Origin of the sequence: Tardisphaera saccharovorans, from assembly GCF_046635845.1 — an archaeon.
GTDB lineage: Archaea > Thermoproteota > Thermoprotei_A > Marsarchaeales > UBA168 > UBA168.
In genome coordinates this window covers 192,271-217,725 of the sequence record NZ_JAQQXN010000001.1, presented here as the reverse complement: position 1 = coordinate 217,725, position 25,455 = coordinate 192,271, and the positions used below count along the sequence as shown (strand labels likewise).

Annotated in this window: 24 protein-coding genes and 1 pseudogene; 11 read left to right on the top strand and 14 right to left on the bottom strand. The window is 52.4% G+C overall.

All coding sequences use genetic code 11. The features are described from left to right. Positions 1 to 62: 62 nt before the first annotated feature. Complete coding sequence (locus PRZ02_RS01145; RefSeq protein ID WP_449464020.1) at positions 63 to 680, bottom strand: site-2 protease family protein; 618 nt, start codon at positions 678 to 680, stop codon at positions 63 to 65. 78 nt (positions 681 to 758) lie between these two features. Beyond that, positions 759 to 1,526, bottom strand: coding sequence for an MBL fold metallo-hydrolase (locus PRZ02_RS01140; protein ID WP_449464019.1), 768 nt, complete (start codon positions 1,524 to 1,526; stop codon positions 759 to 761). Between the two features lie 120 nt (positions 1,527 to 1,646). Here PRZ02_RS01140 and PRZ02_RS01135 point away from each other — a divergent pair, with 120 nt between their 5' ends. After that, entirely contained in the window at positions 1,647 to 2,123 is a 477-nt protein-coding gene (locus PRZ02_RS01135; protein ID WP_449464018.1) for a MarR family transcriptional regulator, read from the top strand. Positions 2,124 to 2,161: 38 nt separating this feature from the next. Then, positions 2,162 to 3,091, top strand: coding sequence for an aldose epimerase family protein (locus PRZ02_RS01130; protein ID WP_449464017.1), 930 nt, complete (start codon positions 2,162 to 2,164; stop codon positions 3,089 to 3,091). Here PRZ02_RS01130 and PRZ02_RS01125 read toward each other — a convergent pair. The 6 genes from PRZ02_RS01125 to PRZ02_RS01100 all read right to left on the bottom strand — a co-directional run bounded on the left by PRZ02_RS01125 (position 3,064) and on the right by PRZ02_RS01100 (position 7,455). After that, positions 3,064 to 3,696 (bottom strand): NTP transferase domain-containing protein, encoded by a 633-nt coding sequence (locus PRZ02_RS01125; protein ID WP_449464016.1) that lies wholly within the window; start codon positions 3,694 to 3,696, stop codon positions 3,064 to 3,066. The two genes, PRZ02_RS01130 and PRZ02_RS01125, sit on opposite strands and share 28 nt — an antisense overlap. A gap of 12 nt (positions 3,697 to 3,708) precedes the next feature. Continuing rightward, on the bottom strand, positions 3,709 to 4,314 hold the full coding sequence (locus PRZ02_RS01120; protein ID WP_449464015.1) for a hypothetical protein: 606 nt from the start codon (positions 4,312 to 4,314) through the stop codon (positions 3,709 to 3,711). Then, positions 4,311 to 5,084 carry a hypothetical protein gene (locus PRZ02_RS01115; protein ID WP_449464014.1) on the bottom strand — a complete coding sequence of 258 codons (774 nt, stop codon included), beginning with the start codon at positions 5,082 to 5,084 and terminating at the stop codon, positions 4,311 to 4,313. The genes PRZ02_RS01120 and PRZ02_RS01115 overlap by 4 nt, the downstream gene beginning before the upstream one ends. Further along, the gene (locus PRZ02_RS01110) at positions 5,081 to 5,962 is read right to left on the bottom strand and encodes an ABC transporter ATP-binding protein (RefSeq protein ID WP_449464013.1); all 882 of its coding nucleotides are present in this window, start codon (positions 5,960 to 5,962) and stop codon (positions 5,081 to 5,083) included. Before PRZ02_RS01110 ends, PRZ02_RS01115 begins: the two co-directional genes overlap by 4 nt. Before the next feature lie 249 nt (positions 5,963 to 6,211). Beyond that, on the bottom strand, positions 6,212 to 6,598 hold the full coding sequence (locus tag PRZ02_RS01105; RefSeq protein ID WP_449464012.1) for a DUF1634 domain-containing protein: 387 nt from the start codon (positions 6,596 to 6,598) through the stop codon (positions 6,212 to 6,214). Then, complete coding sequence (locus tag PRZ02_RS01100) at positions 6,595 to 7,455, bottom strand: sulfite exporter TauE/SafE family protein (RefSeq protein ID WP_449464422.1); 861 nt, start codon at positions 7,453 to 7,455, stop codon at positions 6,595 to 6,597. Before PRZ02_RS01100 ends, PRZ02_RS01105 begins: the two co-directional genes overlap by 4 nt. A gap of 565 nt (positions 7,456 to 8,020) precedes the next feature. Here PRZ02_RS01100 and PRZ02_RS01095 point away from each other — a divergent pair. Together PRZ02_RS01095 and PRZ02_RS01090 are read left to right on the top strand one after the other, a co-directional pair. Then, positions 8,021 to 8,491 carry a PIN domain-containing protein gene (locus PRZ02_RS01095; RefSeq protein WP_449464011.1) on the top strand — a complete coding sequence of 157 codons (471 nt, stop codon included), beginning with the start codon at positions 8,021 to 8,023 and terminating at the stop codon, positions 8,489 to 8,491. Positions 8,492 to 9,388: 897 nt separating this feature from the next. Beyond that, positions 9,389 to 9,784, top strand: coding sequence for a DUF302 domain-containing protein (locus tag PRZ02_RS01090; RefSeq protein WP_449464010.1), 396 nt, complete (start codon positions 9,389 to 9,391; stop codon positions 9,782 to 9,784). Between the two features lie 353 nt (positions 9,785 to 10,137). Here PRZ02_RS01090 and PRZ02_RS01085 read toward each other — a convergent pair whose 3' ends face one another. The 4 genes from PRZ02_RS01085 to PRZ02_RS01070 form a co-directional block, all read right to left on the bottom strand. Then, positions 10,138 to 12,750, bottom strand: coding sequence for a plasma-membrane proton-efflux P-type ATPase (locus PRZ02_RS01085; RefSeq protein ID WP_449464009.1), 2,613 nt, complete (start codon positions 12,748 to 12,750; stop codon positions 10,138 to 10,140). A 167-nt stretch (positions 12,751 to 12,917) separates the two neighbouring features. Further along, positions 12,918 to 14,696 (bottom strand): hypothetical protein, encoded by a 1,779-nt coding sequence (locus PRZ02_RS01080; RefSeq protein ID WP_449464008.1) that lies wholly within the window; start codon positions 14,694 to 14,696, stop codon positions 12,918 to 12,920. A 540-nt stretch (positions 14,697 to 15,236) separates the two neighbouring features. After that, a complete protein-coding gene (locus PRZ02_RS01075; RefSeq protein ID WP_449464007.1) occupies positions 15,237 to 15,788 on the bottom strand; it encodes a M48 family metallopeptidase in 552 nt (183 codons plus the stop codon). Beyond that, positions 15,785 to 15,997 (bottom strand): hypothetical protein, encoded by a 213-nt coding sequence (locus PRZ02_RS01070; RefSeq protein WP_449464006.1) that lies wholly within the window; start codon positions 15,995 to 15,997, stop codon positions 15,785 to 15,787. The genes PRZ02_RS01075 and PRZ02_RS01070 overlap by 4 nt, the downstream gene beginning before the upstream one ends. A 357-nt stretch (positions 15,998 to 16,354) precedes the next feature. Here PRZ02_RS01070 and PRZ02_RS01065 point away from each other — a divergent pair, with 357 nt between their 5' ends. The 6 genes and pseudogenes from PRZ02_RS01065 to PRZ02_RS01040 form a co-directional block, all read left to right on the top strand. Next, positions 16,355 to 16,708 (top strand): hypothetical protein, encoded by a 354-nt coding sequence (locus tag PRZ02_RS01065; protein WP_449464005.1) that lies wholly within the window; start codon positions 16,355 to 16,357, stop codon positions 16,706 to 16,708. 363 nt (positions 16,709 to 17,071) lie between these two features. Then, positions 17,072 to 17,305 carry a hypothetical protein gene (locus PRZ02_RS01060; protein ID WP_449464004.1) on the top strand — a complete coding sequence of 78 codons (234 nt, stop codon included), beginning with the start codon at positions 17,072 to 17,074 and terminating at the stop codon, positions 17,303 to 17,305. Between the two features lie 476 nt (positions 17,306 to 17,781). Then, positions 17,782 to 19,653 carry a glycoside hydrolase family 15 protein gene (locus tag PRZ02_RS01055; RefSeq protein WP_449464003.1) on the top strand — a complete coding sequence of 624 codons (1,872 nt, stop codon included), beginning with the start codon at positions 17,782 to 17,784 and terminating at the stop codon, positions 19,651 to 19,653. Between the two features lie 223 nt (positions 19,654 to 19,876). Beyond that, complete coding sequence (locus tag PRZ02_RS01050) at positions 19,877 to 21,250, top strand: sugar porter family MFS transporter (RefSeq protein ID WP_449464002.1); 1,374 nt, start codon at positions 19,877 to 19,879, stop codon at positions 21,248 to 21,250. Between the two features lie 153 nt (positions 21,251 to 21,403). Next, on the top strand, positions 21,404 to 21,757 hold the full coding sequence (locus tag PRZ02_RS01045; RefSeq protein WP_449464001.1) for a DsrE family protein: 354 nt from the start codon (positions 21,404 to 21,406) through the stop codon (positions 21,755 to 21,757). A gap of 30 nt (positions 21,758 to 21,787) precedes the next feature. Beyond that, a pseudogene (locus tag PRZ02_RS01040) lies at positions 21,788 to 22,525 on the top strand (sulfite exporter TauE/SafE family protein); the annotation flags it as partial. 109 nt (positions 22,526 to 22,634) lie between these two features. On the opposite strand, the gene PRZ02_RS01035 reads toward PRZ02_RS01040, so the two are convergent. Then, positions 22,635 to 23,222 carry a hypothetical protein gene (locus PRZ02_RS01035; RefSeq protein WP_449464000.1) on the bottom strand — a complete coding sequence of 196 codons (588 nt, stop codon included), beginning with the start codon at positions 23,220 to 23,222 and terminating at the stop codon, positions 22,635 to 22,637. A 151-nt stretch (positions 23,223 to 23,373) separates the two neighbouring features. After that, positions 23,374 to 23,691, bottom strand: coding sequence for a DsrE family protein (locus PRZ02_RS01030; protein ID WP_449463999.1), 318 nt, complete (start codon positions 23,689 to 23,691; stop codon positions 23,374 to 23,376). A 343-nt stretch (positions 23,692 to 24,034) separates the two neighbouring features. Here PRZ02_RS01030 and PRZ02_RS01025 point away from each other — a divergent pair, with 343 nt between their 5' ends. Further along, on the top strand, positions 24,035 to 25,405 hold the full coding sequence (locus tag PRZ02_RS01025) for a YeeE/YedE thiosulfate transporter family protein (protein ID WP_449463998.1): 1,371 nt from the start codon (positions 24,035 to 24,037) through the stop codon (positions 25,403 to 25,405). The last annotated feature ends 50 nt before the right edge of the window (positions 25,406 to 25,455 follow it).

Below are 25,455 nucleotides of genomic sequence, written 5' to 3'. Positions count from 1 at the left end.
TTCACGGGGTCGCTTTTAACCTTTTTATTTCTAATTTATTTCCAGGCATTCTCGCCCTCTCGTCAAATAACGAAAAGCGCTATCATCGGGATGAAAAGCGCAGCGGCAAAAATCGCCCAGTAAAGCCTACTCCAGGCAAAGACCTTTGAGCCGTCAAGAGGGGGTATCGGGATCATGTTAAAAGCTCCAAGCCACACGTTGACCAGGAACAAGGTCGAGGTGAAAGCGGGAGCAACGCCAAGCAGCACAAGAGGGAAGGAGACAGCGGCTAGGAGCGCGTTGGCTGCTGGCCCCGCCAAAGCTATTATTCCGTTCTCCCTCCTTATGCTCCCGTAATCCCACCCGTAGGCCTGAGCTATGTAAACGGCACCTGGCGCGGCGAACAGTATGGGGCTGCGGATGGCCGCGAGGAAAGCCGTGAGAAGCAATCCCCACCACCAAAGCCTGAACTCGGCCCACCTTCCAAAGTGCCTGGCGGCAAACTTGTGAGACATCTCGTGAAAAAGGAAAGCCAGGCCCCACGTGGAGAGGGAGAGCGCTATGGCGCCCGCTGACAAGCTATCAGCAAAGGCGAAGCCAAGCACAAGCCAAGCTATGACTATATTGATTATTTCCTGCACTGAAAAGGGGCCAACGTTGCCCCAGTTTCCTCCCCAGTAAGGCCCGCCTCTCCAACCCATAACCTTTCCCTTACGGGGTATTTAACTTCTTTGGGATTACGGTTTCAGAAGTCTCCTTCTGTGCGGGTAAGGATACCCCTACTCGAGTTGAATCGAAAGTCCGTCATATGCCACGATCGTTCTCATGCCCCCTCCAGACGCCTCCGCCACAATCTCATCCTCCCTGCCGGCAAGCCTAGGGGCCACGTGATTGAGAAGTAGAAGCTTGACGCCCGCTTTGACTGCGACCTGTCCTGCCTCGAACGCCGTGCTGTGACCGGTACTTCTGGCGGCCGCCTCTTCTCCTTTTAAAAACGTGCTCTCATGAATTAACATGTCGCAACCCCGAGCCAACTTCGCCACCGAATCAGAGGGACCAGTGTCGCCCGAACAGGCAATTGCCTTGCTCCCGTCAGATATCCTGTAAGCCAAGTCAGGAACGGGGTGCTCGCCCGCCGCCGTCACCACAGAAAGCTCCTTCACGGAAAAAGAGGCGCCGGGCTTCAGTTCGTGCACCTCTAACGGAAAGGTCACGAAGTTCCTAGGCATAAAGGCAGGCGCAAGTGGACCAACCCTCAAGAAGTCAATGGCTTGTGATATCCCTTGCGGTCCAAACACGTCCAGAGGCTCCCTCCTTCCGTCAGCTGCCATGGCCCACAATAGGGCTGCGAAGTCGAAGACGTGATCCCCATGCATGTGCGTCACTAGCACAGCAGTTATGTCCTTCACGTTTACACCGAACTTCCTCATGTTCAAAACAGAGCCAGGTCCCACGTCGACGAGAACCGAGCGATCAACCAGAAAAGAAGTGCACGCCCTGGTACCCGAGGGCGCCGTCCCACCAGATCCCAGAACCAATACTTCCATGAGAAACCCCTTAAGTACGGATTTAAGCGTAAGCCGCGCGATGCTCGCATTTACGCAATGATTTACAATGCATTTCTTTCAGCGATGCATATTTATACCGGGAACGGCTAAAACATTGAAATGGAAGAAAAATCGACGGAAGCGTTAAACTACATTAAACAAAACCCAGGATGCAAGGTGAGCGACGTGCAGAGGTACCTCAACGTTTCTCGCCCCGTCATCGCGACAATAATCAAGTCGCTCGAGGAACTGGGTTTTGTTGAGAAGAAGCAAGGGAAGGGAAGGGCCACCGCGCTTTTCGTCACCCAGAAGGGGGAGGAGATCCTAGCACCAAAACAAGAGGTCCCCGCGAATCCCCCTCCGGCAAGCATAGCATCTCCGCAGCCTTCCCCCTTGGCCGCGGCTCCTTCGGCATCGGTCGCGGCGACGGTATCCACGGCCCCGGCCGCACAAACGGGCTCGCCGGCGCCTTCCCAAGCCGAGAGTTCTCCTATCATAACGGCACAGGCCCCACAATCCGCGCAGGTAGATCAGGATCCAGCCCCTCAACCCCAGAAGAAGAAGGGCTTCTTTGCAAGGCTTCGCGCCCTCTTCTGAAGGCGCGATAGGGTTATAGGGCTTCCCGATTTGGACATATGCAAGAGCTGGTAAGGGAGTTTGGCACCCATTCGGCTGTCACCGCGGAGCTGGAAAAAGGGCTTTCCTTAACGGCCTTAGACCTCGGAGCCAACCTCAACTCCTTCCTCTTCGATGGCTTTGAGCACATAAGGGGGCATAGGACGCCCGAGGAGCTCGAGTCCCATGCCACGGGAGCTGGATGCGCGGTCCTCATTCCCTTCGCCAACAGGGTGAAGGGAGGACTCTATACCTTCCAGGGAAGGTCGTTCCAACTTCCCATAAACGAGGTAGCCAGGGGGAACGCGCTGCACGGCTTCTTAACCGAAAGGGAATGGAAGATAAAGGCCATATACAAGGGATCTGATTACCTCTTTGGAGAAAAAGGGGCGAGCAGGGCCCCAAGGAGCGGGGCCGGCGTCGTCTTTTCATACGACTTCGCCTGCGATGCGGGCTACCCGTTTAAGTTCACCTCAGAGGCCGAGTACTCGATATCCAAGGACGGGCTCTGGGTTAGGCTCACCGTAACGAACTCTGGAAAGTCAGAGATGCCAGTGACCATGGGAACCCATCCCTACTTCCTGGTGGACGGAAAGCTTGAGGAGTGGACCCTCGAGGGCAAGTCAAAAGGGAGGTTCAAGGCGGTAGACCTCATACCAACGGGAGAACTAGAAGACGTAAGCTTCACCGGAAAAATAGGCCCTAGGGCCTTCGACGAGTGTTACGTGGCGGAGGGTGATGTGAAGCTCTATGGGAGGAGGAAAGGGATAAAGGTCAAGCTTAACGAGAACCCATACGTCCAGATCTACACCCCACCGTCGCGCGATTCCATAGCCATAGAGCCAATGACCGCTATTGGCAACGCGTTCAACAACGGCATAGGGCTTAAGGTGCTCAAGCCCAAAGAGAGGTTTGAAGCCACCTACGAGGTCATTCCCTTCTCCCCCTGAGCTTTCCAGAGGGATTCAAAAACCTCAAGGGATTTTTGATCGTCGCAGTCCCAGACCTCCTGGGCCGGAGAGTAGATCAAGCTTTCCCACCGCAGCTCGACGTCGGGAGGAGAGAGCGAAAGCTCCAGAAGGTCTATGAGGCTCACGGAGGTCACGGGTTCGCTCTCCTTGACGTCGAAGCCGAGAGAGGAAAGCTCCTTTCCGCTCACCACCACGTTAACCACAGGTCCCTCCACGTCCTTCATCATCTCGAGGAGCTTGCGGGTAACTTCTTTGGTGAACAGGGGCATGTCGCATCCCACCACGAGCGCTCTCCTCCAACCCACGTGAGATGATGCCCATTTCGCAACGTATCTTAGGTCGGCCACGTATCCTTCTCCGGGGGTCTCCAGAAGGCTAACGCCATCCACCATACTCGCGTAAGCGGCCGAGCACGCGGTCCTAATGGAGAAAGCAAACAGAACGCTAAGTCCCGACCTCCTAAGCGCTTCCGCAACCCTCTCCGCAAGGGGCTTGCCGTGAAAGAAAATGCAGCCCTTGTCCCTTCCGCCGAACCTCTCCGCTTTTCCTCCGCACATCACTATCGCTCCGTCGGGAAGCGACAAGGCGAGGTCACCTCAGCGCCTATGACTTGTAAGCAAACCCATCACGAAGAGGATCAGACCGATCAAGAGGAGGGAGAGACCGGCCGAGAGGTAGTACGAAGGTACCGGAAGGGTCTGAGTCGTCATGACCGCGGTCAGCTTTCCGCTCGCATCCGTTGAGTTAACGACCACCCACATCGAGGAGAGCTTGTAGCTGGGCGTAACCTTCACGTAACTGACCTTTCCTCCTGAAAGCTGTTGCTTTATGATGGGCTTGAGGTTCGCCAAGGACTCGACGGCAATAGTAGAGATGCCATTGTAGCTCGCTGGCCTTGACGCGGCCGATGGTAAGGTGCTATTGTAGACAAAGCCGCTGAAATTCGAGGGAGGTCCAATCAGCAACACGTTACTCCCATTAAAGATCATCAGCTCAAAGCCTCCGCTGACCTGGGTGGCATTCGCTTCTATTACCGCCTCCGAGGTGTTATAGTTAAATCCGAGCCCTCCAAGAGCCTTCAGATCTCCCGGCGCCAGCGTCGCGGACACCCTTGCCGACGAAACGGTGTAAGTTGGAAGCTGCGATGCCAATATCAGCGGAAGCGCAACCATCATGACGATCAGGCCGTACCTGTAGTTCAAAGGTCGATCACCCTATCAAAGGTCATAAAGGCTATTATCAGCAGCGCCACGCCCAGCGCCGCCGAGGTGGCCGTCAGAGCTGCCGCAGTGGTCGCGCTGACCGAGATCGAGAATGACCTAAACATCCTACTGTAGTGTGCCGTCCACAACTCTAAAGGGTTGAGAACGGAAAGAACGTAGAAGAGATCTGCGTTGCCTCTCTCCGCGTAGAATATGGCAAAGGCGTTCGCGAACTCCGATCCGAAGTAAAGGGCAAGTCCAGCGATCAGGGACGTTGAGCCCTTCTTCGTGGCAAGCGCCACCAGAACCATGAGCCCTATTATCACCATCATTCCAGAGGCCTCTACTCCCCAGTAGAGCAGGAGCACTACCCAGTCCGAGAAGTGAGGCGCGAAAGCGAGCGCCACCGGAAGAGGGGCGACCATGAACATGACAAAGGGGATAAGAGCGCCCGAGACCAGCTTTGCCGCCAAGTACTTGGCCCTGCTCATGGGGAAAGTCAGGAAAGTGTTTGTTATCCCCTTCTCGAGGTCGGCCCCAATCCCGAAGGAGACGTTCTTCAGTATGAGTATCAGGAAGAGAAAGCCAGCCAAGCCAAGCGCCGAGGAGAGGAACGAGAAGGCCGCTGATCCCTTCAGCACCGCGTAGTTAACCCCAGACGCGTAAAGGGTAAGGGGAGCCAAGGCCATCAGGAAGGCGAAAAGCTCCGCAATGGGCATCCTGTAGTCCTCCTGCACGCTAAGCTTTAGAAACCTCCAAAACGCGCTCATTCTTCTCCCACCAGCTTCTTGAATATCTCATCGAGAGACGAACCAACCCGCTCCACCGAGATAATCTTAGCGCCAACCCTCTTCGCCGCCTCATCGATGGTGCTGAGGCTTGCCGATTGCTCGCCGATCATGACTTTTCCTTCGACGACTTGGCCCTTGAGCGCCTCAGCAAGCAGCTCCGGCTTATCCGTGGTTATCCTGAAGGAGCTACCGCTGAGCGACGAGGCAAGCTGACCCAACGGCGCTTGGGCCTTGATCTGGCCCTCCGCCATTATTATGACCTCGTCTGCAACCTTCTCCATTTCCGTCAAGACGTGCGAGGATATGAAGAAGGTGGTGCCGTTCTCCTTCCTCAACTTGATGATAAGGTCGTAGAGCTGTGCTCTTGCGCCGGGATCCAAGTTTGATGAAGGCTCGTCGGCGACCACGAGCTTCGGCCTTCTCAATAGCGCAACCGCTATGGCGAACTTCTGCATGTTTCCTGCTGACAGCTTCGAGAAACTCCTCTGCGCGTACTCTTGAAGTCCAAGAGCCTTTAGGTACTCCTCTCCCACGTCCGGCGCCTCTCCAACCATGAGGGCGGCCTCCTTCAAGAAGTCCTTAACCTTAACGTGAGGCGGGAAGTTTGGCCTATCCAGTATGTATGCCACGTCCTTCTTGAGCTCCGGATGGCTCCACGGATCCTTTCCCATTATGGAGACTTTCCCCTCGGTTGGCCTCAGAAAACCGGAAAGTATCTTAAGGGTCGTTGTTTTGCCTGCACCGTTGGGACCCACAAGGGCAACGACCTTTCCCTCCTGGACCTCGAAGTCGATGCCCTTGAGCGCCTCGAAGCTGCCGTAGCGCTTCCTCAGACGTTTTGCCTCTATTATCGGCATGTCGATTTTACCCGATACGGACTATAAAAGCTTACATTAAAACGGGCACGACGCACAGGCAACGCTGAAGCGCGCCCTAGCGACGATCACGCGTTACAAATCACAGCGTTTAAGGAAACGCTATGCGGCTCCGCCTCCCGCACTAAGTGATTCCATCCTAACGGAAGGCTTCCCGCTTTAGCGGACCGACAATTTAATTATGGAGGTGGGTAAGCCTCGCTCTAAAAGCCTGAGCCACTAACCCGCTCATCAAGATATAAATCTAGGAAGAAGTAAGAGGGCGAACAACATATTAAAAAGCACTATCACCGATATTACGAAATAAAGCCTATTGCGCTCATATAAGAATTGAAATATCAGCAGTATAACCCTCATTATTGGTGTAACTATAAGGACCATTATTCCCAAGTATATGTAAGATATGCCGTTGAAAGCGCTCAAACCGCTGAATACTTCGTTAACTCCAAACGTTTTCGAGTTCACCGCAGACGTAAACGAACTTATCTGAGCAAATCCGTAAGGGCCTGCGCCTCCTTGGGCGAATATAAGGGCCAAGCCCAAGATTATTAGGCCAGAGCTGACCATTACCCCGGTTATAAGCGAGTAGCTGATCGCTTTCTCAATGCTAAATCTCATATGGACCACCCCATAAGTCCCAAGCCGCGAAATATCATCTCAACCCCCAGGATCCCAAGTATTATGAGAAAGATGATCCTTATGTTCCGCCCCTTCATGCGAACAAGAGCTCTTGTACCAAGCAGCGATCCCACAAGAACTCCTATTGCCGTGGGAGCGGCTATGAACGGTTGAATGTAGCCATTAACCCAGTAAATCCCGCTGCTAGTAGCAGCCGTGACGCCGATCATGAAATTGCTTGTGGTAGTAGTAACCTTTATGGGGAGGCCCATGGCAGCGTCCATGCCCAGAACCTTCAGCGCGCCGGAGCCGATTCCCAGAAGGCCCGATATGAAACCAGCCATAAACATAACGATAAGGCCAAGCCACCACCTAACGCCGTAATACTTCACGTTGGTCTTCCTAACCTCATCGTAATACTCGCCATATAGGTTGAATATTTTGGTAGTTTTATCTGGCTTGCGGATAGGGGTCCAAGGTCTTGGCGATATTCTTTTGTAAGTCGGGTAAAGAGAGAACAAAAGCACGGCACCAAAAACTATGTATATTATGTAAGCGAGCCCATACCGATAAATCGTAACGACGGTTAGTGACCCAACTATGGCCCCAAAGGTCGTGGCAATCTCTAACGAAATGCCTATCCTTATGTTCGTTATCCCTTCTTTCACGTAGGCCGATGCCGAGCCGCTTGACGTTGCTATCGTTGAAATCAGGCTTGCACCTACGGCGTATATTATCGGCATGCCCATCAATATCGTGTATATTGGCACGAGTACCGTACCTCCGCCAAGCCCCGTGAGAGCCCCTATGAAGCCAGCTATCACGCTTGCAGCGAGCATTTCGATGAACGTAAGCATCTGATACAAGACATCATCTTGCGCACCCTCCCATATAAACGATGTGCTACTCGTGCTTTGTTGGATAAATCCTACCCGAAAATCGATGCCCCTATCCCAGAGCTCTACCCGCCCCTTATGATATAGATGAGGTACGCTTGAGCTATCCGCGAGATATTTCCCCTACTTTTGAAGATTTAATCCTCCTAAACTACAGCCGTATTCAAATCCGAGGCGGCCGTCCGTCGCGGGTAGCTTCTAAACTTCGGCTCGCATGCGAGTATATTACACCGATCAAAGTTGCAGCCCCTGGGCTACCATTCAAAAACATATACCGCAAATAACGCTATTAAAATATATTTATATACCGGTATAAATTAATATGATATAACTATGACCCAAGAAACCATCGTAAAAATCTCGAAGCGCACCTTGGAAGAGCTCAAAAAACTGAGAGCTGAAACCGGCTCCACCACGATGAATGACGTCATACTCGCCCTGATCGAGGAGAGACACAGGTTGCTCTTATCCAGCGCCTTCGGGGCGGCCCGGGAAAAGCTGAGGCCATTCTCAGAGGAAGATCGCGGTGAAGATCGTCGTCGATTCATACGCCTGGGTAGAGGTATTCCGCGGCGGCGATAAGGGCAAAACAGCCCTCGAGGTAATGGGACACGCAGATGAGCTGATGATCCCGGACCTCGTGCTCGCGGAGCTGGCGAGGAAATTCGCAAGGGAAGGCCTCAACGAAAAAGAGGGCGAGGAGTTGCTTGACCACGTGGTACGCACCTCAAGGATAGCAGGGGTTGGCGAGAAGACCGCGCTGCTGGCCACCAAATGCTATTTCGAGCTCGCCGCAATGGCCAAAGAAAAGAGACTAGGCGATCCCAGCCTCTTCGACGCGGCCATTTTGGCAATCGCAAGAGAGATCGGGGGCAAGGTGCTGACCCGAGACGCGCATTTCCGTGATTTTCCCGAGACCATTTGGCTGGGGCGAGAAGAGCGTGCTCATTATCCCCCCGCAAGCGTAAGAGTACTTGAATCGCTGCGCAATTTCTGAGAGAGCTTTCGGGAGAGAGAAATAAATGGTGGTTAGAGCCACAATGGTATGCAGACAAAGAGCTCTAACCATACTTATCCCACGCGCTAGAGCTTCTCTCTGGAATTATGCAATAATTTAAAAATCGGCAACACTTATTGACGTATTTGGCATAACCGTGTTATGGCTGGCCCATTCCTGTTCATCTTTTCTCACCAGAGACCCCGCCCGTAAGGACGAGGTCAAGTCTAAACGCACACATGAGTAAAAAATTTGCGGATGTTCCCCTGCAACCGCGACCTCAACGCGACCGCAAGTAGCCGGTGCCTTAAGGAGAGGCATGGGTCTGGGGTACGTACGTAAGTAAGTAAACACCCCGAAGGGGAGATGAAGGTGCGCCGCGATGGCCACTGGAAACCCCAAAGCCCCGTCCGCAAGACCGGGGTAGTTTACATCAGCCGGTATTGCTTCGCTGCTGGCGGTCGTAGCTGCTGCCTCGCTTGCAACAGGGTTCGCGCTCAGACGGCTGAACCCGGCCTATTTTGACTACCTAGTTAGCCTTATCCTCTTCATTACCGCTGCGTTTGTTTATTTTCAAACCATTTAAATAAGCTCATATAAGCAGAAAAAACACACGATTAACGCTCTGTGTAGTCCCAGCGGACTTGAACCTGCTTTGTTGCATAGCTCGAGAACCGCCCCATGAAGTCCCTTACGAACTTTACAAAAAATCAAATTTCATAAGGGATTTCAGATTTTCTTCCCTTTTTGCTCATTAAAAACCCGTGGCCGCTAAATTCTCTGAGATTTATGCAACGAAGTAAGATTGGCCAAAAACTTAAATCCAGGGAGACGCTTCGTTTAATCACGCGCAACGGAGATGACGTAAGTGTCTTGGCGCCACACCAGAAAAAATCCATGACCAACGGTTTGGTTATTTATGGCACAGATCGCAGCGTATCTGATGCCATAGAATGCCTCATTGATGTTTTAAGGAAAAACGGGTTCGTTGTTTTCACGATCATCGACCATGCAAAGGCCGCAAGGGAGGTCGGCCTAGAAATGCCGGATACAAAGGTGTTGCTTTTTGGAAACCCAAAAGCCGGAACTGCTCTGATGCTCAAAAGGCCGACGCTGGCCATTGACCTTCCCAGCAGGATACTGGTGTATGACAAAGGACATGGAGCCACGCAGGTAGTTTACAGCAAAATGGAATACGCTGCAAACAGGCACGGCCTTGAAAGCCCAGTTTCAGATTTTGACGCAACAGTAAATAAGATCATAAGCAGCTGCATAGAAATGAATCTGGATTAGATTCAGCTAAAACTGGCGCTAGATTTTTAAAAAATTCCTGAGAGAGCCTTCAGTATCCGAAACAAGCGGTGGTCAGAGCCAATGGAGCCAGCAGCTCTAAAAGGTGGCAGCTAAGGATAATAGCCATAGACGTGATCCTCGTTCTCAGCAAAAGGAGCTCGTTAAGGGAGGTAATCTTCCTGCTTGACGCCAGGGCCCAAGGGTCCTGGAAGAATGTAGGAAGGCCAACAAGGGCAAACAAGGGAAGGCCTTTCCTATGCGGTTTGCTAACGAGAAGCTTCTTCCCCATGCTTTTGAAATCGTGGAGGAGGTGTACACGTTTAGGGATTGGAGCCGCGATCGCACCCACGTCCTCATAAGGCTTGACAACGCGCCCGTTGACTTGAGCAAGGGGATACCTCATGGAACGGGAGGTTGGCGGACGGAAGTATCGGCTTCCTGGGCTTTGGCTTAGAAACCGCGGCAAGCACCCTATCGTAAACCATCCTGAGGCCGTCCTCGACTAGGAACCAGAAGAACGCGTAGCCAACCACCAGAGCAGCCACGTACCATCCAATTGGTGCCATGCCAAGGCCCAACGCTCCCAGGAAGTAGCCCACCACCATCGTTGATATGAGAGCGAGGAAAAGCGCGAAGCTTGGCGGGTGGCGCCAAAAGGCGGACCTATCTCTGGTCACGAACATGGTGAAGTGCCCTGACACTATGAGCTTCAAGAACACGATCGTGGGGATAACCACAAGACTTACGTGGAACAGAAACGACAAGTAGATCAGCAGGATCGTCTCTCCCGCGCCCATGAGGCCCAACGTGCTCGACAGGCCTGCGACGTACTTCATATCCCATATCTCGGGCCTATTCGATGGCCTGACCTTGTCGGTTGATACGGCGATTATCGGGAGATCGTTGAGCAGGGCAAGGAGCACGAGCATTAGGGCGGTGATGGGATAGAAGTGCCACGCCAAGATCACCGCCGTTATGAAGACCAAGATCCTGACGGTTTCGGTCACCCTGTAGAGCACGTAGCTCAGCATCTTCTGAAAGGTCCTCCTTCCCTCCATAACGGCATCCACGATGACCGAGAGCCCCGGCGCTGAGAGCACCAGGTCAGCCGCGTTTTTCGCCACGTCGGTAGCCCCGTAAACCGCGATCCCCACCTGGGCCTCTTTCAGCGCGGGAGCGTCGTTGACGCCGTCTCCCGTCATGCCAACCGTGTGGCCATTGCCCTTGAGCGCCCTAACTATGGCGTACTTGTCCTCGGGGTAAACCTGCGCGAATATCCTGGCCGATTCTATCCTCTGCTTGTCGGCCGTGCCTAGCTGATCATGAGTGAGCACCTCTCCCTCAAGCCCTATCTGCCTGCCTATCTCCCTGGCTATGGCCGCGTTGTCGCCCGTTACCATCTTCACGTCAACGCCCAGCTTGCGCGCCATCTCCACCGTCGACCTGGAATCCTCCCTTAAAGGATCGAAAAGCGCCACAAGGCCGATCAGCTCGTACGCCCTGTTGTCCCTTGAAGTAGCCACCGCTATCACCCTGTTCCCCTTCACGGCCATGCGATCGACGTCCGCCAGTGCACCCTTTGCCTGAGGCCCGCAGATCGAGATCACGGTGTTGGGCTCACCTTTTATCACCCAGAACGTGGGCCCAGATCCACCCGCCCCCGACAGTGACTCCGAGCCGTTGACCCTGACCGCGGCCTGCTGCTTGACTGAGATCTTGGCCTGGGTTCTCTTTCTTACTGGGTCGAAGGGCACGAACTCCTCCTGAACGTAGTTGGAAAGCTGAGAGGTGACGCCCACCTCCTGCGCCTTTGCAAATATAGCCTGATCGATGGCGTCCAAGTTCTCAGCCTTTGACGCTAGCGCAGCGTATAGCAGGACCTCCCTCGCGTCGTGCGAGCCGTAGGGGATCACCTCCCCCACGGTTATCTTGTTCTGAGTCAGGGTGCCCGTCTTGTCGCTGCAGAGCACGTCCATCACCGAAAGCTCCTCGATGGAGGCAAACCTGGTGACTATGGCGTTTTTCTTTGCAAGTTCCAGGGCCCCCAGCGCCATGGTAACCGTCAGCACGACCGGCATGGCGATGGGGATCGACGCCACGAGCAGGATAAGCGAGAACAACAGGCTGTCAAGGAAGGGGGTGTGAACTACCACCCCGTCAACAAGGATTATCGCGTCAAGGGCTACCGCAAAGCCTACCAGTATGTAGAGGACCTTGCTTATCACCTTCTGCATTCCCGAGGTCTTAACCGCTTGGCTGGTCAACGTCGCCGTCTTTCCGAACATGGTCCTGGTCCCCGTGCCCGTGACCACCGCCGTCATTTCGCCTTGTCTCACCAGCGAGCTTGAGTAAACGGCGTCTCCTTTTTCCTTTGAGACTGGGAGGGACTCGCCGGTAAGGGCTGACTGGTCGACGCTGAGATAGGAGCCATCGAGGAGCCTCGCATCGGCGGGGACGACATCGCCCATCCTCAACCGAATCACGTCACCTGGGACGAGCAATTTCGCCGGTACGGTCGTCCACTTGCCGTCCCTGAGCACCCTGGCCTGAACGGCGAGCTTGCTCATTAGTGCCTTCACGGCGTTTCCAGCGCTCCTCTCCTGCCAGAAGGCGATGACCACGTTAGTGAGGAGCAAAGCGATTATTAGCGCGAAGTCATCCCACCTACCCAAGAAAGCGGATAGGATAGCCGCCACCTCTATGGCTATGGACATGGGCTCTACGAAGTACGATAAGAACTTCAAGATCGGGTTCTGCTCTTTTTCCGGTATCTCGTTGGGGCCGTACTTGGAAAGCCTCTTTTGTGCCTCTTCGTCGGTGAGGCCACCGGTAGACGCGTCCAAAACCTTCAAGACTTGTTCGAGCGGTAGCTTTTCCAGTTCCTTTGGGCTCGGTTCTCTATGGCTAGCGCCAGCTCTTTCGTCGGCGCCGCCCTCCGAATCGTCTTTTGGACTCGTGCTTCCCATGTGACGATAAGAATAGAACCCTATACGCTTTTCCCTACGAAGATCTCAATCGCTGGCCGGCGCTGAAATCGCGGTAATGGGAAAAAGATGCAGCCAGCAGAACCTTTCTATGGTTAGTGCCGCACATGCCGAGGATGCTACATCTTTCAAAGGTCCAACAAGAGCGATCAGCTCTTGCCTGATAACCTGTCTATAAGCGCTTGAACCCTCGATGAAACGTGTCCCATAATCATGTAGGTGTAAATGTCGACCGTATCGCCGTAAAGGGACGCCAGGTTCGCGTAGTTCTGCTCTGCGTTCTGCTTCTTTACGAGCTCCACGAGCGACGGGACGCGGATTCCACCCTGAAGTACGAGCGAAGGCCTGGGGTTAAGCGAGAAGTTCGCTGCCTCATATCTAAGCTGCTTGAGCTCCTCCAGCTTATATTCCCTGGGCAAAAGGGCGCTGGTGTATACGTCTAGGGCCCTCGCCAGTATGGAGTTTGCCGCGTACCTCACGAAGCCAAACCCAAGGACGAGCTTGCGCTTGTCGTCGTAACCCCTTATCATAGCCACTTGGTCCTCAAGCTTCACCGAGACCTTTCCCTTGACGCCCTCGTTTGCCCTGTCCAGGAGTTCCTTCGCGTCCTTCTGGTCCGCGAAGACGGAAAGGGAGGACCAAAGGCGCGCGGATGCCTCGGCGCTGGCGTTTGCTCTCTCCTGAAGCTCTCCGGCCTTCCAGGCGAACTTCTCACCCATCTCCGCCATCTGTGCCGCCAAGTCCGCAAAGGGGGTTTCGTCGGTTTCCCCGCGTTGCACTTCCACCGCAACCCCCGCGAGGCGCGAGCGGGTCCTCGCCTCTGTCAGCCATAGGACGGCCAAATCGCGGTTCTCCATGAGGGAGTTCTTCTGGGACTCCAGGTCAGAGATCCTGTCCTCGAGCTGCTCTTCATATTCTTCGCGCTCTTGATTTAAGAGATCCGCATCCTTTTTTTGATTCTCGAGCTGCTTGGTGAGCTCGGCTATCTTTTCATCTTTCGCTTTCAGTTCGATTGCCTGCCGATTGACTTTGGAGCGTAGCCGGGCGTTCTCACTTTGAAGGGAGTCCCTTAGTAGGATAAGTTCGGCTATCCTTTCCCGAGCCCCTTTGAGCTTCTCTTGAAGGTCGTCCACCGTCTGAAGCTTCTTTTGGGCCTTGTCGCGCTCCTTCAGCAGCCTCAAAACCTCTACGCGCCTGGTTTCAGCCAACTTCTCGCTCTGCTTTATCGTTGCAGCGTCGAGCTGAAGCTGCTTTTTCGCGTCCTGCAGCCGCGCTGCGATCTCATCCTTGCCCTTGAGCTGCTCGCCGAGCCTTTCCAGCTCTTTTTTCGCGTCGGGGTACTTCTTGCCGTCCTCAATGAGCGCCTTCACGGTCTCCTCGTAATCGTCAAAAATAGCGGATGCCCTCTCCGGCGTTTCCCTAAGGGCCTCCGCTACCCTCTGCTCGCCCTGCAGCGAGGCGAGGACGTTGTAGAAGCGCCTTCCAAGCGCCTCGTAATTGCTTGACTCCCATGTGTGGACCGGGGCCGACGAGACAGACAGGGCTGACTTATCCCCAGTCTCCACGAACTTCTCGATAGCCTCCCTCGACGCCTTGAAGAGCGCCGAGTGCGCAACGCGCGCGTCCCTATCCTTGAGGGCGTAGTTCATGAGAAGGGCGCAGGCCAGGCGCGAGGCGCTCCTCCCTTCGCTCGAGGCCCTGTCCTCGAGCTCCCTCTTGAGGGAAGCGGGAAGCTTAAGGCGGATTGAGTACTCCTTTGAGGCCCTTGATATGGCAGCCTCCTCCTCCGGAAGGAGGAAGGAGTCCCCGTCCCGAGCGAGCTCCCCAAGACGGTCGGTCAGAAAACGGGATAGGCTTGGGCTATTTTTACTGGAGGAAGACAGGGCGGCGCGGATATCCGACGGAAGGTATACGTTTAGCGGTTTCACGGATAAGGGTCCCAGAAGAATTTTTAATTTTATCGTTTTTCTGGGTTTTTTCTGTAAGGTATAGAATTTTTGCAGGAAATCGGATGAAAAAATGGTGCTACTTGCTCCGGCCTTTGCGCATACTATACGGGTACGCCCTAGGGGCCTCAATTTTAGTCCACTAGTAAACATCAGTAACGTCAGTAAACAGGATTAAGCGTCGGTAAACTGCAGTAAGCGTCGGTAATATCAGTAAGAAGCAAAGTGCGAGCAATGGCAAGCAAGCGCGGCACCGCCGAAGCCGGGTGAGACCTGGGCGGTCGGCTGGCAGGAGGAGCGAGGGCAAAAGTTGCGGGCTGCCTCGAAGCGCGCGAGGCAGTCAAAACCCGGGAACGACCGCAAATTGAAGGGCACCTTACTTTCAAACGCCATAAGTCCTACGACCGGTGAACGATTTCGCGGCCCTCCGGCAGCGCGATCAACCCAGTGGCGTCCAGCGAAACCCGCGCGTCCTCCCGCTGGTCGCCGGCAACCAGTTGGCGTTCCCGCGCAGGGGCCCCATCACCCCGCCCCCTCGCGGGCCAGCCTGAACCAGTAAGCCCTAAGGTCTCCCTCGATTCCAGCGTGGTCCTTGAACTCCTTCTCGACCAACCTCCAGAACTTGCCGTCATGCTTTCTGCGGAAGAAGTGGGCCAGCTCGTGGAAGACCGCGTAACGGACGTACATATCTGGAAGGCAGGCCAACAACGTGTTCACGGTGAGGTTTCCCCTCTTCGAGAGGCTGGCCCACTTGGAGTTCATCCTCCTGAAAAAGACGGCGTTGACCTTAACGCCAAGCTCTTCCTCGTATTCTGAAAGGGCGGACCTCACCTCGCCCCTCAGCGCGTCACTCGAGCAAGTCCCCAGCGGCAATCCCTCCGCCCTCTTCCTGCTTTCGGCGATCTCCTCCAGCCTGGAGCTGAGCCACCTCTTGTGCCTCTTTATGAGGCCCTGCTCGTCCTCGTATTCGAGCGGAAGCACAACGACCAGCTTGCACGTCTTCAGCTCCAGCCTTGGGTACCTCACGCGCCTCCTGACCACCTCATAGTCTATGCCTTCGAACCTGCGACTCATAACGGTACACCCACCTCATCACTTCCTCCTGCAGGGCATCCACGTCCTTGAGGGAAAGCCCGTACTCCTTCTTCAACCCTATAAGGGAATCCCAGCTCATCCCTCCTCTTGTCGCCCTCGTTTATGTCGCTCAGTACCGCCACGCCCTCCTGGTATATGCGGTCGTAGTCCCTCACCTTCTGCCTCCACATGTCGACTATCCTCTGCACCCTCTCGGAAAGGGGGATATACGCAGACGCTTAGATTTTTCGCTGTGTGAAGTACTACGCGGAAGGTACCACGATTGCTTACCAAATAACCCAGTCAGGTACAGCGAGTATAATAATATGTCGGTTTAACGGATCGGTATTCGGTTTGCTGCATTGTTGAATAATTCGAGAACTGCTCATGAATTTACTCATAATTTTTGCAATAAATCGGGTCTCATGAGGAATTTTCGGCTTTCCTCCGGTTTTTCCTCATGAAACAGTAGCAGCCATCGAAATTTCATGAGCATTATTCAACAACGCTCGGTTTGCACAATGTTTATATTGGCATGATGCGATCTATAATGGGGACCGTGAACCTTGGCAGAAGATCAGAAACCTAATGAAACTGCCGAAGAGACAATAAAAAAGTTTATAATGTATAAATACGGCTATGGCTATGATTCACACAGAGAACTACTTGTGGTGCCTGTTTACGGTAATAACGGCCAGTTGTCCACGCTCGTTATTCAGGTAAGTGGTTCTCCCCCCAAGGGCACTCTTTACGTGGAAATGTCTGACTTCTATGACGGCGAACCCGAATGGATCGGCTTCCACGGGCATGGAAGAAAATTCCAGACTATTTACAGACACGAAGAAGGCTACAGGGGGAAAGAAATAGCGGCAATCATACCAAAACTACTGAAAGAGCATAACATCGCCATGAAAAATTAGGAATTTCACCTCTACATTTTCGCATTACTGCCCTAGCATAGCAGACTATAGCGTCGCAAGCCCACGGCTTTTTAAATCTCTGCGCAAGCGGGTAGTCAAATAACGGTTTCCTTCTTCTTAATAAATAGACCCGTATCTTTTATTTTCACCTTAATATAATTCCAGATTTCTCTCTTTGCTAAAAGTGTTTTTATTTTTAAGAAATCGCTATGATCTCTGTGTCAGGCTCCTCTTCAGAGAAGCTTAATACTTGTTTCGTACTTGCACATTACGTTATTTAACACTAAGGAAAAAACGCGATCCCTCATGAATTATTAACGAAAGCTTATAAAGACGAACTAGCCGGAGTAGAAGACCAGGGGGATGTGGTACTCCGAGAGAAGCCTGACGGAGTCCGAGGAAAAAGCAACGCTCCTCGTGAGAACGGAGACCTGGTCGAGCTTCGGGACAGCGACCTCGAGTACCCTTTCCTCTCTCCCTTATTTTCTTTTTCTCTCCTTTGCCATCCCCTTTCCTCTCGGCCTCCTGACCTCGGTCATCCCCTCCTTCACGCCAAGGAAAAGACTCCGCTCGTTTATCAGGAGCTACACGATCTAGTGGCCCGTGGACGTAAAGGGAAGCCGTCGGCCTTCACGAGTACAAGGTACCTTTGGGCAATCTGAAAAACTGCTTGACGCTCTTACAAACGGAAAAGCTGCTTGCCCAGCCCAACGTTCGCGTGCAAGGAGATTTTTTCATCGTTAAAAATTTACTCAATTTTAGTTATGAGAGGAAAACTGATAATATCGACTTTAAATTGGCTTGAAGGTAACTTGGCAGCAATAAGACGAAAGTAAGTAAGTCGTCTTTCAAAATGCCGAATCCGCAACAATTCATCTTTATTGCTGAAGACACCAGGAAGAGATGGTTTACGGACGAAGACTTCCAAGAATCCGCTTTTAGAAAGCGCCCATGTTTAACAGGCCATTTAAATTGCAACCGCAAATCGCAAGAAACCAAAAAATGCATATCACTTAGAAACGTGCAACAGAAAACCATTAGGAAAAGTTTATACCATAAGCCCAGATCAGTTCATGAGGTCTATATTCATAAGCAATGGCTCTTTGGCCGCCCTTTACGACTCAGATTATTACGTGCGCGATCTCTACTACCCATACCTGGGTAAGCACAATCACTCCGTCGGAGGTAGGTTCAAGATCGGCATATGGCATGATGGCAACTTTGCGTGGCTTGAAAGCGTAAAGCAAAAGGGCGTTGGCATGGATGGCCTGAGGGGTTCCCTGCACGCTCAATGGGACGGCCTGAGCATTTCCATGCAAGACGTTGTATGCCTAGATTATCCTGCCATAATAAGGAAGGTCTCCATCGAGGGGCCTGGCTTTGTTCGGGTGATATTTTACAACGACTTTAAGCTGAACGATTACGAGATAGGCGATACCGCCTTCTACGATCCAGCGGAAGATACGGTTTACCACTACAAAGATGATACTTGGTTTGGCATGGCATCAACTTCTCCCATATACGAGTACACCACGGGTAGACGCGACCAAAACGTCGTGCTGCCCGACTGCGAAGATGGGTCTCTCGGTAAGAACCCAATAGCTCAGGGCTCGGTTGCGTCTGCCCTCTCGATAGCGTCGAAGGACTTCTATTACTTCATCGTGGCTGGGCCTGACCACGAGGTTGTCCGCCAAAGGGTGGCCGAGTTAAAGGCGCATCCCGATTTCCACATGAATAAGACGACGATGTATTGGGAAGAGATCACGTCAGATCGCTCGCTATCGGATTCCCTCGCGAAGACAAGCTTGGCCGTTCTGCTAGGCCACGTGGGAGATAATGGGGCTATACCTGCCTCCCTCGATACCAGCATATTGAAGTTCAACCTCGACACTTACGCTTACACATGGCCTCGCGATGCCTCGCTCGTGGCCTCTGTGATAAACATGGCCGGCTATTGGGCATTCACCAGGAAGTACTTTTCCTTTGCGTTCAGGTTATTCAATCCGGAGGGCTATCTGTATCAGAAGTTTAACGCCGACGGGACCATGGGCAGTACCTGGCATGCCTGGACCGTGAGGAGTGACACCTCGCTCAACTTCCAAGAGGACGAGGTAGCTACGCTCATATACACCTTTTGGGACTATTTCACGGGCTCGCGGGATTATGACCTACTGAAGGAGGTCTACGATACGCTTGCAAGGGCCGCGGACTTCATGACGAAATTTAGAGATCCGGTCCTCAAGTTACCGCTTGAAAGCTACGACCTGTGGGAAGAGAAGCTCGGCGTTCACACATATACCGTGGCCTCCGTTGTTGCTGGCCTCAGAGCTGCGAGCCAATTCGCGAGGATTCTGGGCGACGCACCGCATGCAACTACGTGGGGAAAGGCCGCTGACGAAGTCGCTTGGGCGTTGAAAAATTACATGTTTAATCCCGCGACGCGGGCGTTCTATAAAACAGTTCACGTGAACAACGGAAAGATAGTGAGTACCGATCCCACGATCGACTCAAGCATTTTGGGTGTCATCAACTTCAAGGTGATAGACCCAAAGGACCCCATGGCGGAGTCTTCGGTTGTCAAGGTAGTTGAGAAACTCTGGGTTAACTCGTCTGGTGGTCTAGCCAGGTACGAAAATGACCAGTACCAAAGGATCGCCGGCGATTACACCGGCAAACCCGGCAATCCTTGGATCATAACGACTGCTTGGCTGGCCCAGTGCTACGCCGCCAAGGGCCAAACGGCGGAGGCCGAGAAACTATTGGACTGGATCAGGTCGGTTAAGACGGCCTCAAACCTGCTGCCAGAGCAGATAAGTCCGTTCGACAAGAGCCCCCTTTCAGTCACTCCCCTTCTCTGGAGCCATGCCGAATACCTCAGGACTTACCTGATGCTGGCACCGCCGCGCTTTGGCCAAGGCATTCCCCAACCACCATCCCCTTCCTAACGCGCGGAACGCTGCTTATCCTTGAAGGCATGCCCTTTGGCTAGGTAAGCAATCTGCCATCGAAACCGCCGTCTGGTTCACGTTAAGCGGTTTTAGTTTCGCGCCAAGTGAAACGCTGAAAAACACGAAAAATTTCTTATTTTACTAAAAATTCTTTTTGAATAAGACCACGACCGATAAAAGTCGCTTCAGATATACTTAAACGGGTGAGGATGGGTTCATGATGCGCGGAGGAAAAGATTTTGTATACTTAGCCGCTCTCACTACATCAATCGGCAGCTTGCTCTTTGGCTACGATACCGGTGTGATCTCAGGAGCCATACTTTTTGTAAAGCAGCAATTCCAGCTCAGCAACTCGATAGAGGGGGTTGTGGTAAGCTCGGTGCTTATAGGAGCATTGCTGGGCGCTGCATCTGGAGGTGTGCTGGCCGATAGGTTGGGGAGAAGAAAATCGATAGTAACGGCAGGCATCCTGTTTACCGTAGGGGCCGTTGTCGCAGCAGTTGCCCCTAATAGTGCGTTGTTGGTTGCAGGTAGGATAATCACTGGTTTGGGCGTGGGATTGGCCTCTTTCACTTCCCCCCTATACATATCGGAAATCTCGCCCTCAAACGTGAGGGGGAAGCTGGTGTCGCTAGCTCAGTTCGTGCTGACCATTGGCATCGTTGTGGCATACCTCATCGACTTTGCCCTCGCCCCTGCGGCAAATTGGAGGGCCATGTTTGGCTTAGCTGTTATACCAGGTCTTGCTCTCGTGATAGGCATGGCGCTGATGCCAGAAAGCCCGAGGTGGCTCATTGACAAGGGACATTACGACCAGGCAATGGTCGTGTTGCAGCAAATACACGAGACTAAGGAGGCGGCGCAGGCAGAAATTGAAAGGATCAAAAAGGAGTTAGCGGAAGAAAAAACCGGGTGGAAGGAGCTTTTCACTCCTGACGTGAAGCCAATGCTCATCATCGGAGTTTTGCTTGCGGTCTTTCAGCAGGTGACCGGGATAAACACGGTCATATACTATGCTCCAACGATATTTCAGCTGGCCGGTTTTGTATCCGCTAGCGCAGCCATTTTCGCAACGGTAGGCGTTGGCGCAGTAAACGTCGTGGTTACGCTGGTTGCCCTTACTCTTATCGATAGGCTTGGAAGGAGGCCGCTTCTCATAGTGAGCCTAAGCGGCATGGTAGCCTCGCTTGTCTTGCTAGCTACGGCTTTCGTTTCTCACTTCCCCTTCACGGGCTCGCTTGCGGCCATTAGCTTAATGGCATATGTGGGATTCTTTGCCATAGGCCTTGGACCTGTCTTCTGGCTTCTCATATCGGAGATTTATCCCTTGAGCGTGAGGGGATTGGCGACCAGCATGGCCGCGCTCACAAACTGGGCATCAAACTTCGTGGTGGCACTCACATTTCTGCTTTTGGTTCAAGCTCTAGGTAAGACCGGCACTTTCTTGCTTTACGCAATATTGGGCGTGGCCGCGCTGATATTCGTCGTGAAGTACGTCCCAGAGACCAAGGATCTAAGCCTTGAGGTTATTCAGCAAGACATCATGGAAAAACTCGGGGTCAAAAAAGCTCAGAAGGCCACCGGCCAGAAGTAATCCCTGCGACATGACCCTTCAAAGCGTGGGCCATGACTATCGCGCTTACTCCTTACGAGCATCCCGCTCGCCACTTTGCGAACCTAAATTGTCACATTTTAGCTAAATTATTCATTTTTCGGAAAGGTTTAAAGCGGACCGGCCAACTTATTTATGGCAAAGATTTTGGTCATGGTAAACACGGGAAAAGATAACATAAACACGGAAATGGTTGCGTTCAACTTTTCCATTAAGGCTGCAACCGTAGCCAAGGCAACTGTGGAGATGCTCTTCCTGGGAAGAGGCGTTGAGGCCGTCAACAAAAACCAGCAAAGTTCTCCTCAGTTCAAGGAGCAAGTGGATGCCGCGCTTGCGGCCCACATACCGTTGAAGGCTTGCAAGGTAAGCCTTGCCATGGAGGGACTCAGCGAGGCAGACATCTTTCCGGGAATTGAGCCAGTACTTGGGGCGGTAGAGACGAACGCGAGGATAGAAGATGGCTACACGGTTATCACGTTCCGAAGTTGACCTGCGTTGATAACGGTCACCCCACTTCAGATGGCCCTTTCAGCTGTGTCGGGCCTACTGGTCGGCTTTTCTCTCGGGCTCATAGGAGGCGGCGGCTCTATTCTGGCCATCCCACTCCTGATATATTTCGTGGGATTCGATCATCCTCATTTGGCCATAGGGACGACCGCGTTGGCCGTTGGAATAACCGCCTACATAAACGTTATACCGCACTTCTTAGACAAGCACGTTTACCTGAAAGAGGGGGCGGTGTTCAGCCTGCCTGGAATAGTGGGCGCGCTCATAGGTAGCGACCTTGGGCTCCTAACACCGGGAAAAAAGCTCCTGTTCATATTCGCCATACTGATGCTCGTCATAGCCGCCTACATGCTCAGAAGGAAGTGCGTCAACGTCGCTGCGGAACCAAACATAAAGGGCTCAATACTGAAGGTAGCGGGAATGGGCTTCCTAGTCGGACTTATGTCCGGTTACTTCGGAATAGGAGGGGGTTTTCTCATAGTGCCAGGTCTCATAATATCCGGTGGCCTCAACATAATTGAGGCGGTAGGAACTTCTCTGATAGCCGTAGGCACTTTCGGGGTCACAACCGCGGCCAGGTACGCCATAAGCGGTGAGGTCAACGTCTTGGTCGCAGCCCTTTACGTCGTTGGAGGGATCTTGGGCGGATGGGGAGGAGCAAAGCTGGCAGGCAGAATGCCGAAGAGGAGACTTACGCAGGTTTTCGCGGTGATAATAATAGTGGTTGCACTGTACATGCTTTACGTAAATGCCTCGGCATTCCGCCGACCTTTAGCGTCGCATGCGCTTCTTGCAGGAATTAACCGAACCGCCGTGCGCCCAATCAGAACAAATAGCAACTTAGGTCAAAGCCAGCTTCTCACAAAGCGCTTTTGGTCACCCCAGCACCTGCTGAGAACTTTTCTATCGCGGCCAGAGCCTGAATGGCATCAGAGCGCCTCAAAAATATGAATAGCGTGTTGTCATGCCTTACCACATGCTTAACTTCGACACCTAAGCTGTTGAAGAGCAACCAGAAGGGATGGTAGGCGGTAGCGCCTCCTCTGAAGGTCACCTTTAAGAGCACGGAATCGGAGTTGATTGCGGCACTCTTCCTTTTCAGCACAACGACCCTTCCGTTGCTCACCAGCGCCAGGTACACCTGGCTCAGGTCAAGCCCTTTGAATTCCTCAAAAGAGTAGTTTGACTCTTCAACATCTGTATCCAGCGAGACGTCAACGTTGAGAAGCCCTATATACGGCTTCACGTCCGAGGGCCTCATACTCGATATTATCTTAGCGATCGTGTTTACCTTTACGTCCTTTCCAGTCATTGTTTGCACGGCGTCCTTTATTTGCCGGGCAAGAGCATTCGAGTTCACAAGCCCACTATTTACTAAGAACTGGTATATCGCGTTCTGCCTAATTATAAAGCGCACGGTTTCGCTAACCTTATTCTTAGCAACCATATCGATTGAAGTGCTCCGTGGTTCAATTTAAGCGTGCCTAAAGATGAATAAAATTGCAATTCGTCGGTTTCATGAATAATCCTTCGGCTTTATTCCTTCTTCGACGTCGCGTAACCCAACTAGGAGATAAGCACCTAAATATGCAAAAAAATCAAAGCGTTAAGTATATGTAGCCCTCTTGAATTCTCTTGATTATTTCCTTCAAGCTAGCGGGGACATAGATCACACCGGGGGCCAGCTCATCTCTCGTTATGTTGCGCGCTTCCATGGATGTACCGCAAGCGTAAACCTGCACCTTAGGGTTATTTATAAGCGGTGCAATCCTGTTCTTTTCAACGACGGCAGCTATTCCACCGTTAAGGTAAACCACTTCCACTACCTCTGCTTCGGGCATTTCAGATAGGTGCTCTGCAGCCGTAAGCGACATGGGTATTTTGTCTTCCGAATCAACCGCTAACAGTATCTTCACCTTTGGTCGAGGCATTTCCGAAGGACACGTTTAAAGGTATCTATTTTATGACAAATTATTCATAATCGTGACGATTTGACCTAAACACAACAACATGATCGAAGCATTAAGCCCCCTCTTGACACAAAACACGAAGACGTGGAGATCACAGCGTATTCTCGGCCGCTCGACGATATGATCTCAATCGCAACGCGACGGCTAGCGCTCCCATCTTTTGCACTAAGGCGCAAGGGGAAATGACTTCATCTCGAACCGGTTCAACACAATGTCGAATTCTGGATAATTTTATCAGTAATAGGAAAAACTTATACGCACCTGTGAATACTATACATGGCAATAGCAAATGTCGGATGAGAAGAAGGACGAACGGGTTTATGTCGTTGCCAGCACTATTTTGTTTATAGTTTCTATCATGATGCTGTTCGGCGGGATATACATGCAGGATGTCATGCATATATACAAGGCACCCCTAGTACTGGGCGTCGTAGCGGGCATACTCCTCGCAACCCCGCTTGAGATTTGGAACTTTTCCGATCCTGATACCCTGTTCAGGGTGATGGCATTTCAGGATAGGTTCCTAATGGTATGCTTCGGATTCGCAATAGGAGTAGGTGCTATCCTACTTTATGCCGTGAACCTAATAGTACCTCACCCCAACTTCGGCATTAAAGACTTCTTTGTTCCAGGCGTGGTTATAGGTGGTTTGATCTTTGGAGCGGGGGTAGGAATAGCCGGTTACTTCCCTGGCACCGTTTGGATAGCGCTAGGGCAAGGTCGCAGAGATGCCATATATGCAGTGTTAGGTGGCTTGCTCGGCGCCTTCACTTGGTCCGTGATATTTGGAGCTGCTAAGCCATTCTTCTGGGAAACCATGAATTACGGGCCAATCACATGGGCCAGTGTCGTTGGTGCCATAAGTAAGCCAGAGATCTTTGCGGTCAGCCTTGTATTTGGAGCAATACTGATTTCCTTGTTCCTGCTTCTGCCCAGGTATCCAGGCCAACCAGTCAAGCAGTCATGCGGATACCATCTGACGGGAAACAATCAGGAGATCGTGAGGTTTGATGAAGTAATAGATGAAGAATCCCAAAAGTACCCCAACGCCAGACCCTTCATAACTAGACTTGTTAACGAAAGCAGCATTAAAAATGCCAGGATGATTATTCTGCTTGGCCTTGAGTTCACTATAACTGCCGTGGCTGTTATAATATTGCATCAGATATTTGGCGAATCCACTACTTATTCATGGATAGGGGCTCAACTGTCTTATTTGGTGAACCCATCCTGGGCTGCCGCAAATCCATACTTCCAGCTTTTCGGCGGTATGCACATAGTAAACGGTATACCGGTCAACAAGCCGTTCAGCGAAATTGGATGGGAACCATTCTCTGATTTAGGCACCTTCTTGGGCGGCCTGATATCGGCCAGCATAATTACCAAGCGCTTCATGGGTTACAAGAAGCAGGTTCCATTCGTATGGCAGCATAATTTCGGCCCTAGCGAGGGCAAGAGGGCTTTGGGTGCCTTTATCGGTACTTTCATGGTGCTTTTCGGCGCTAGGATGGCCAACGGGTGTGCCTCTGGTCACATCCTAAGCGGAAACATACAGATGGCCATATCCAGCTTCGTATTCATGATAGCTGTTCTGGTCAGCGCGTGGATAGTGCTCTACACAATCATGCACCTGAAGATAAACGCCAGAGGATACAGGTAAAATCTAACCCATGATCGTGAACTTATTCCGCCTACGGTCAAATTTACCTG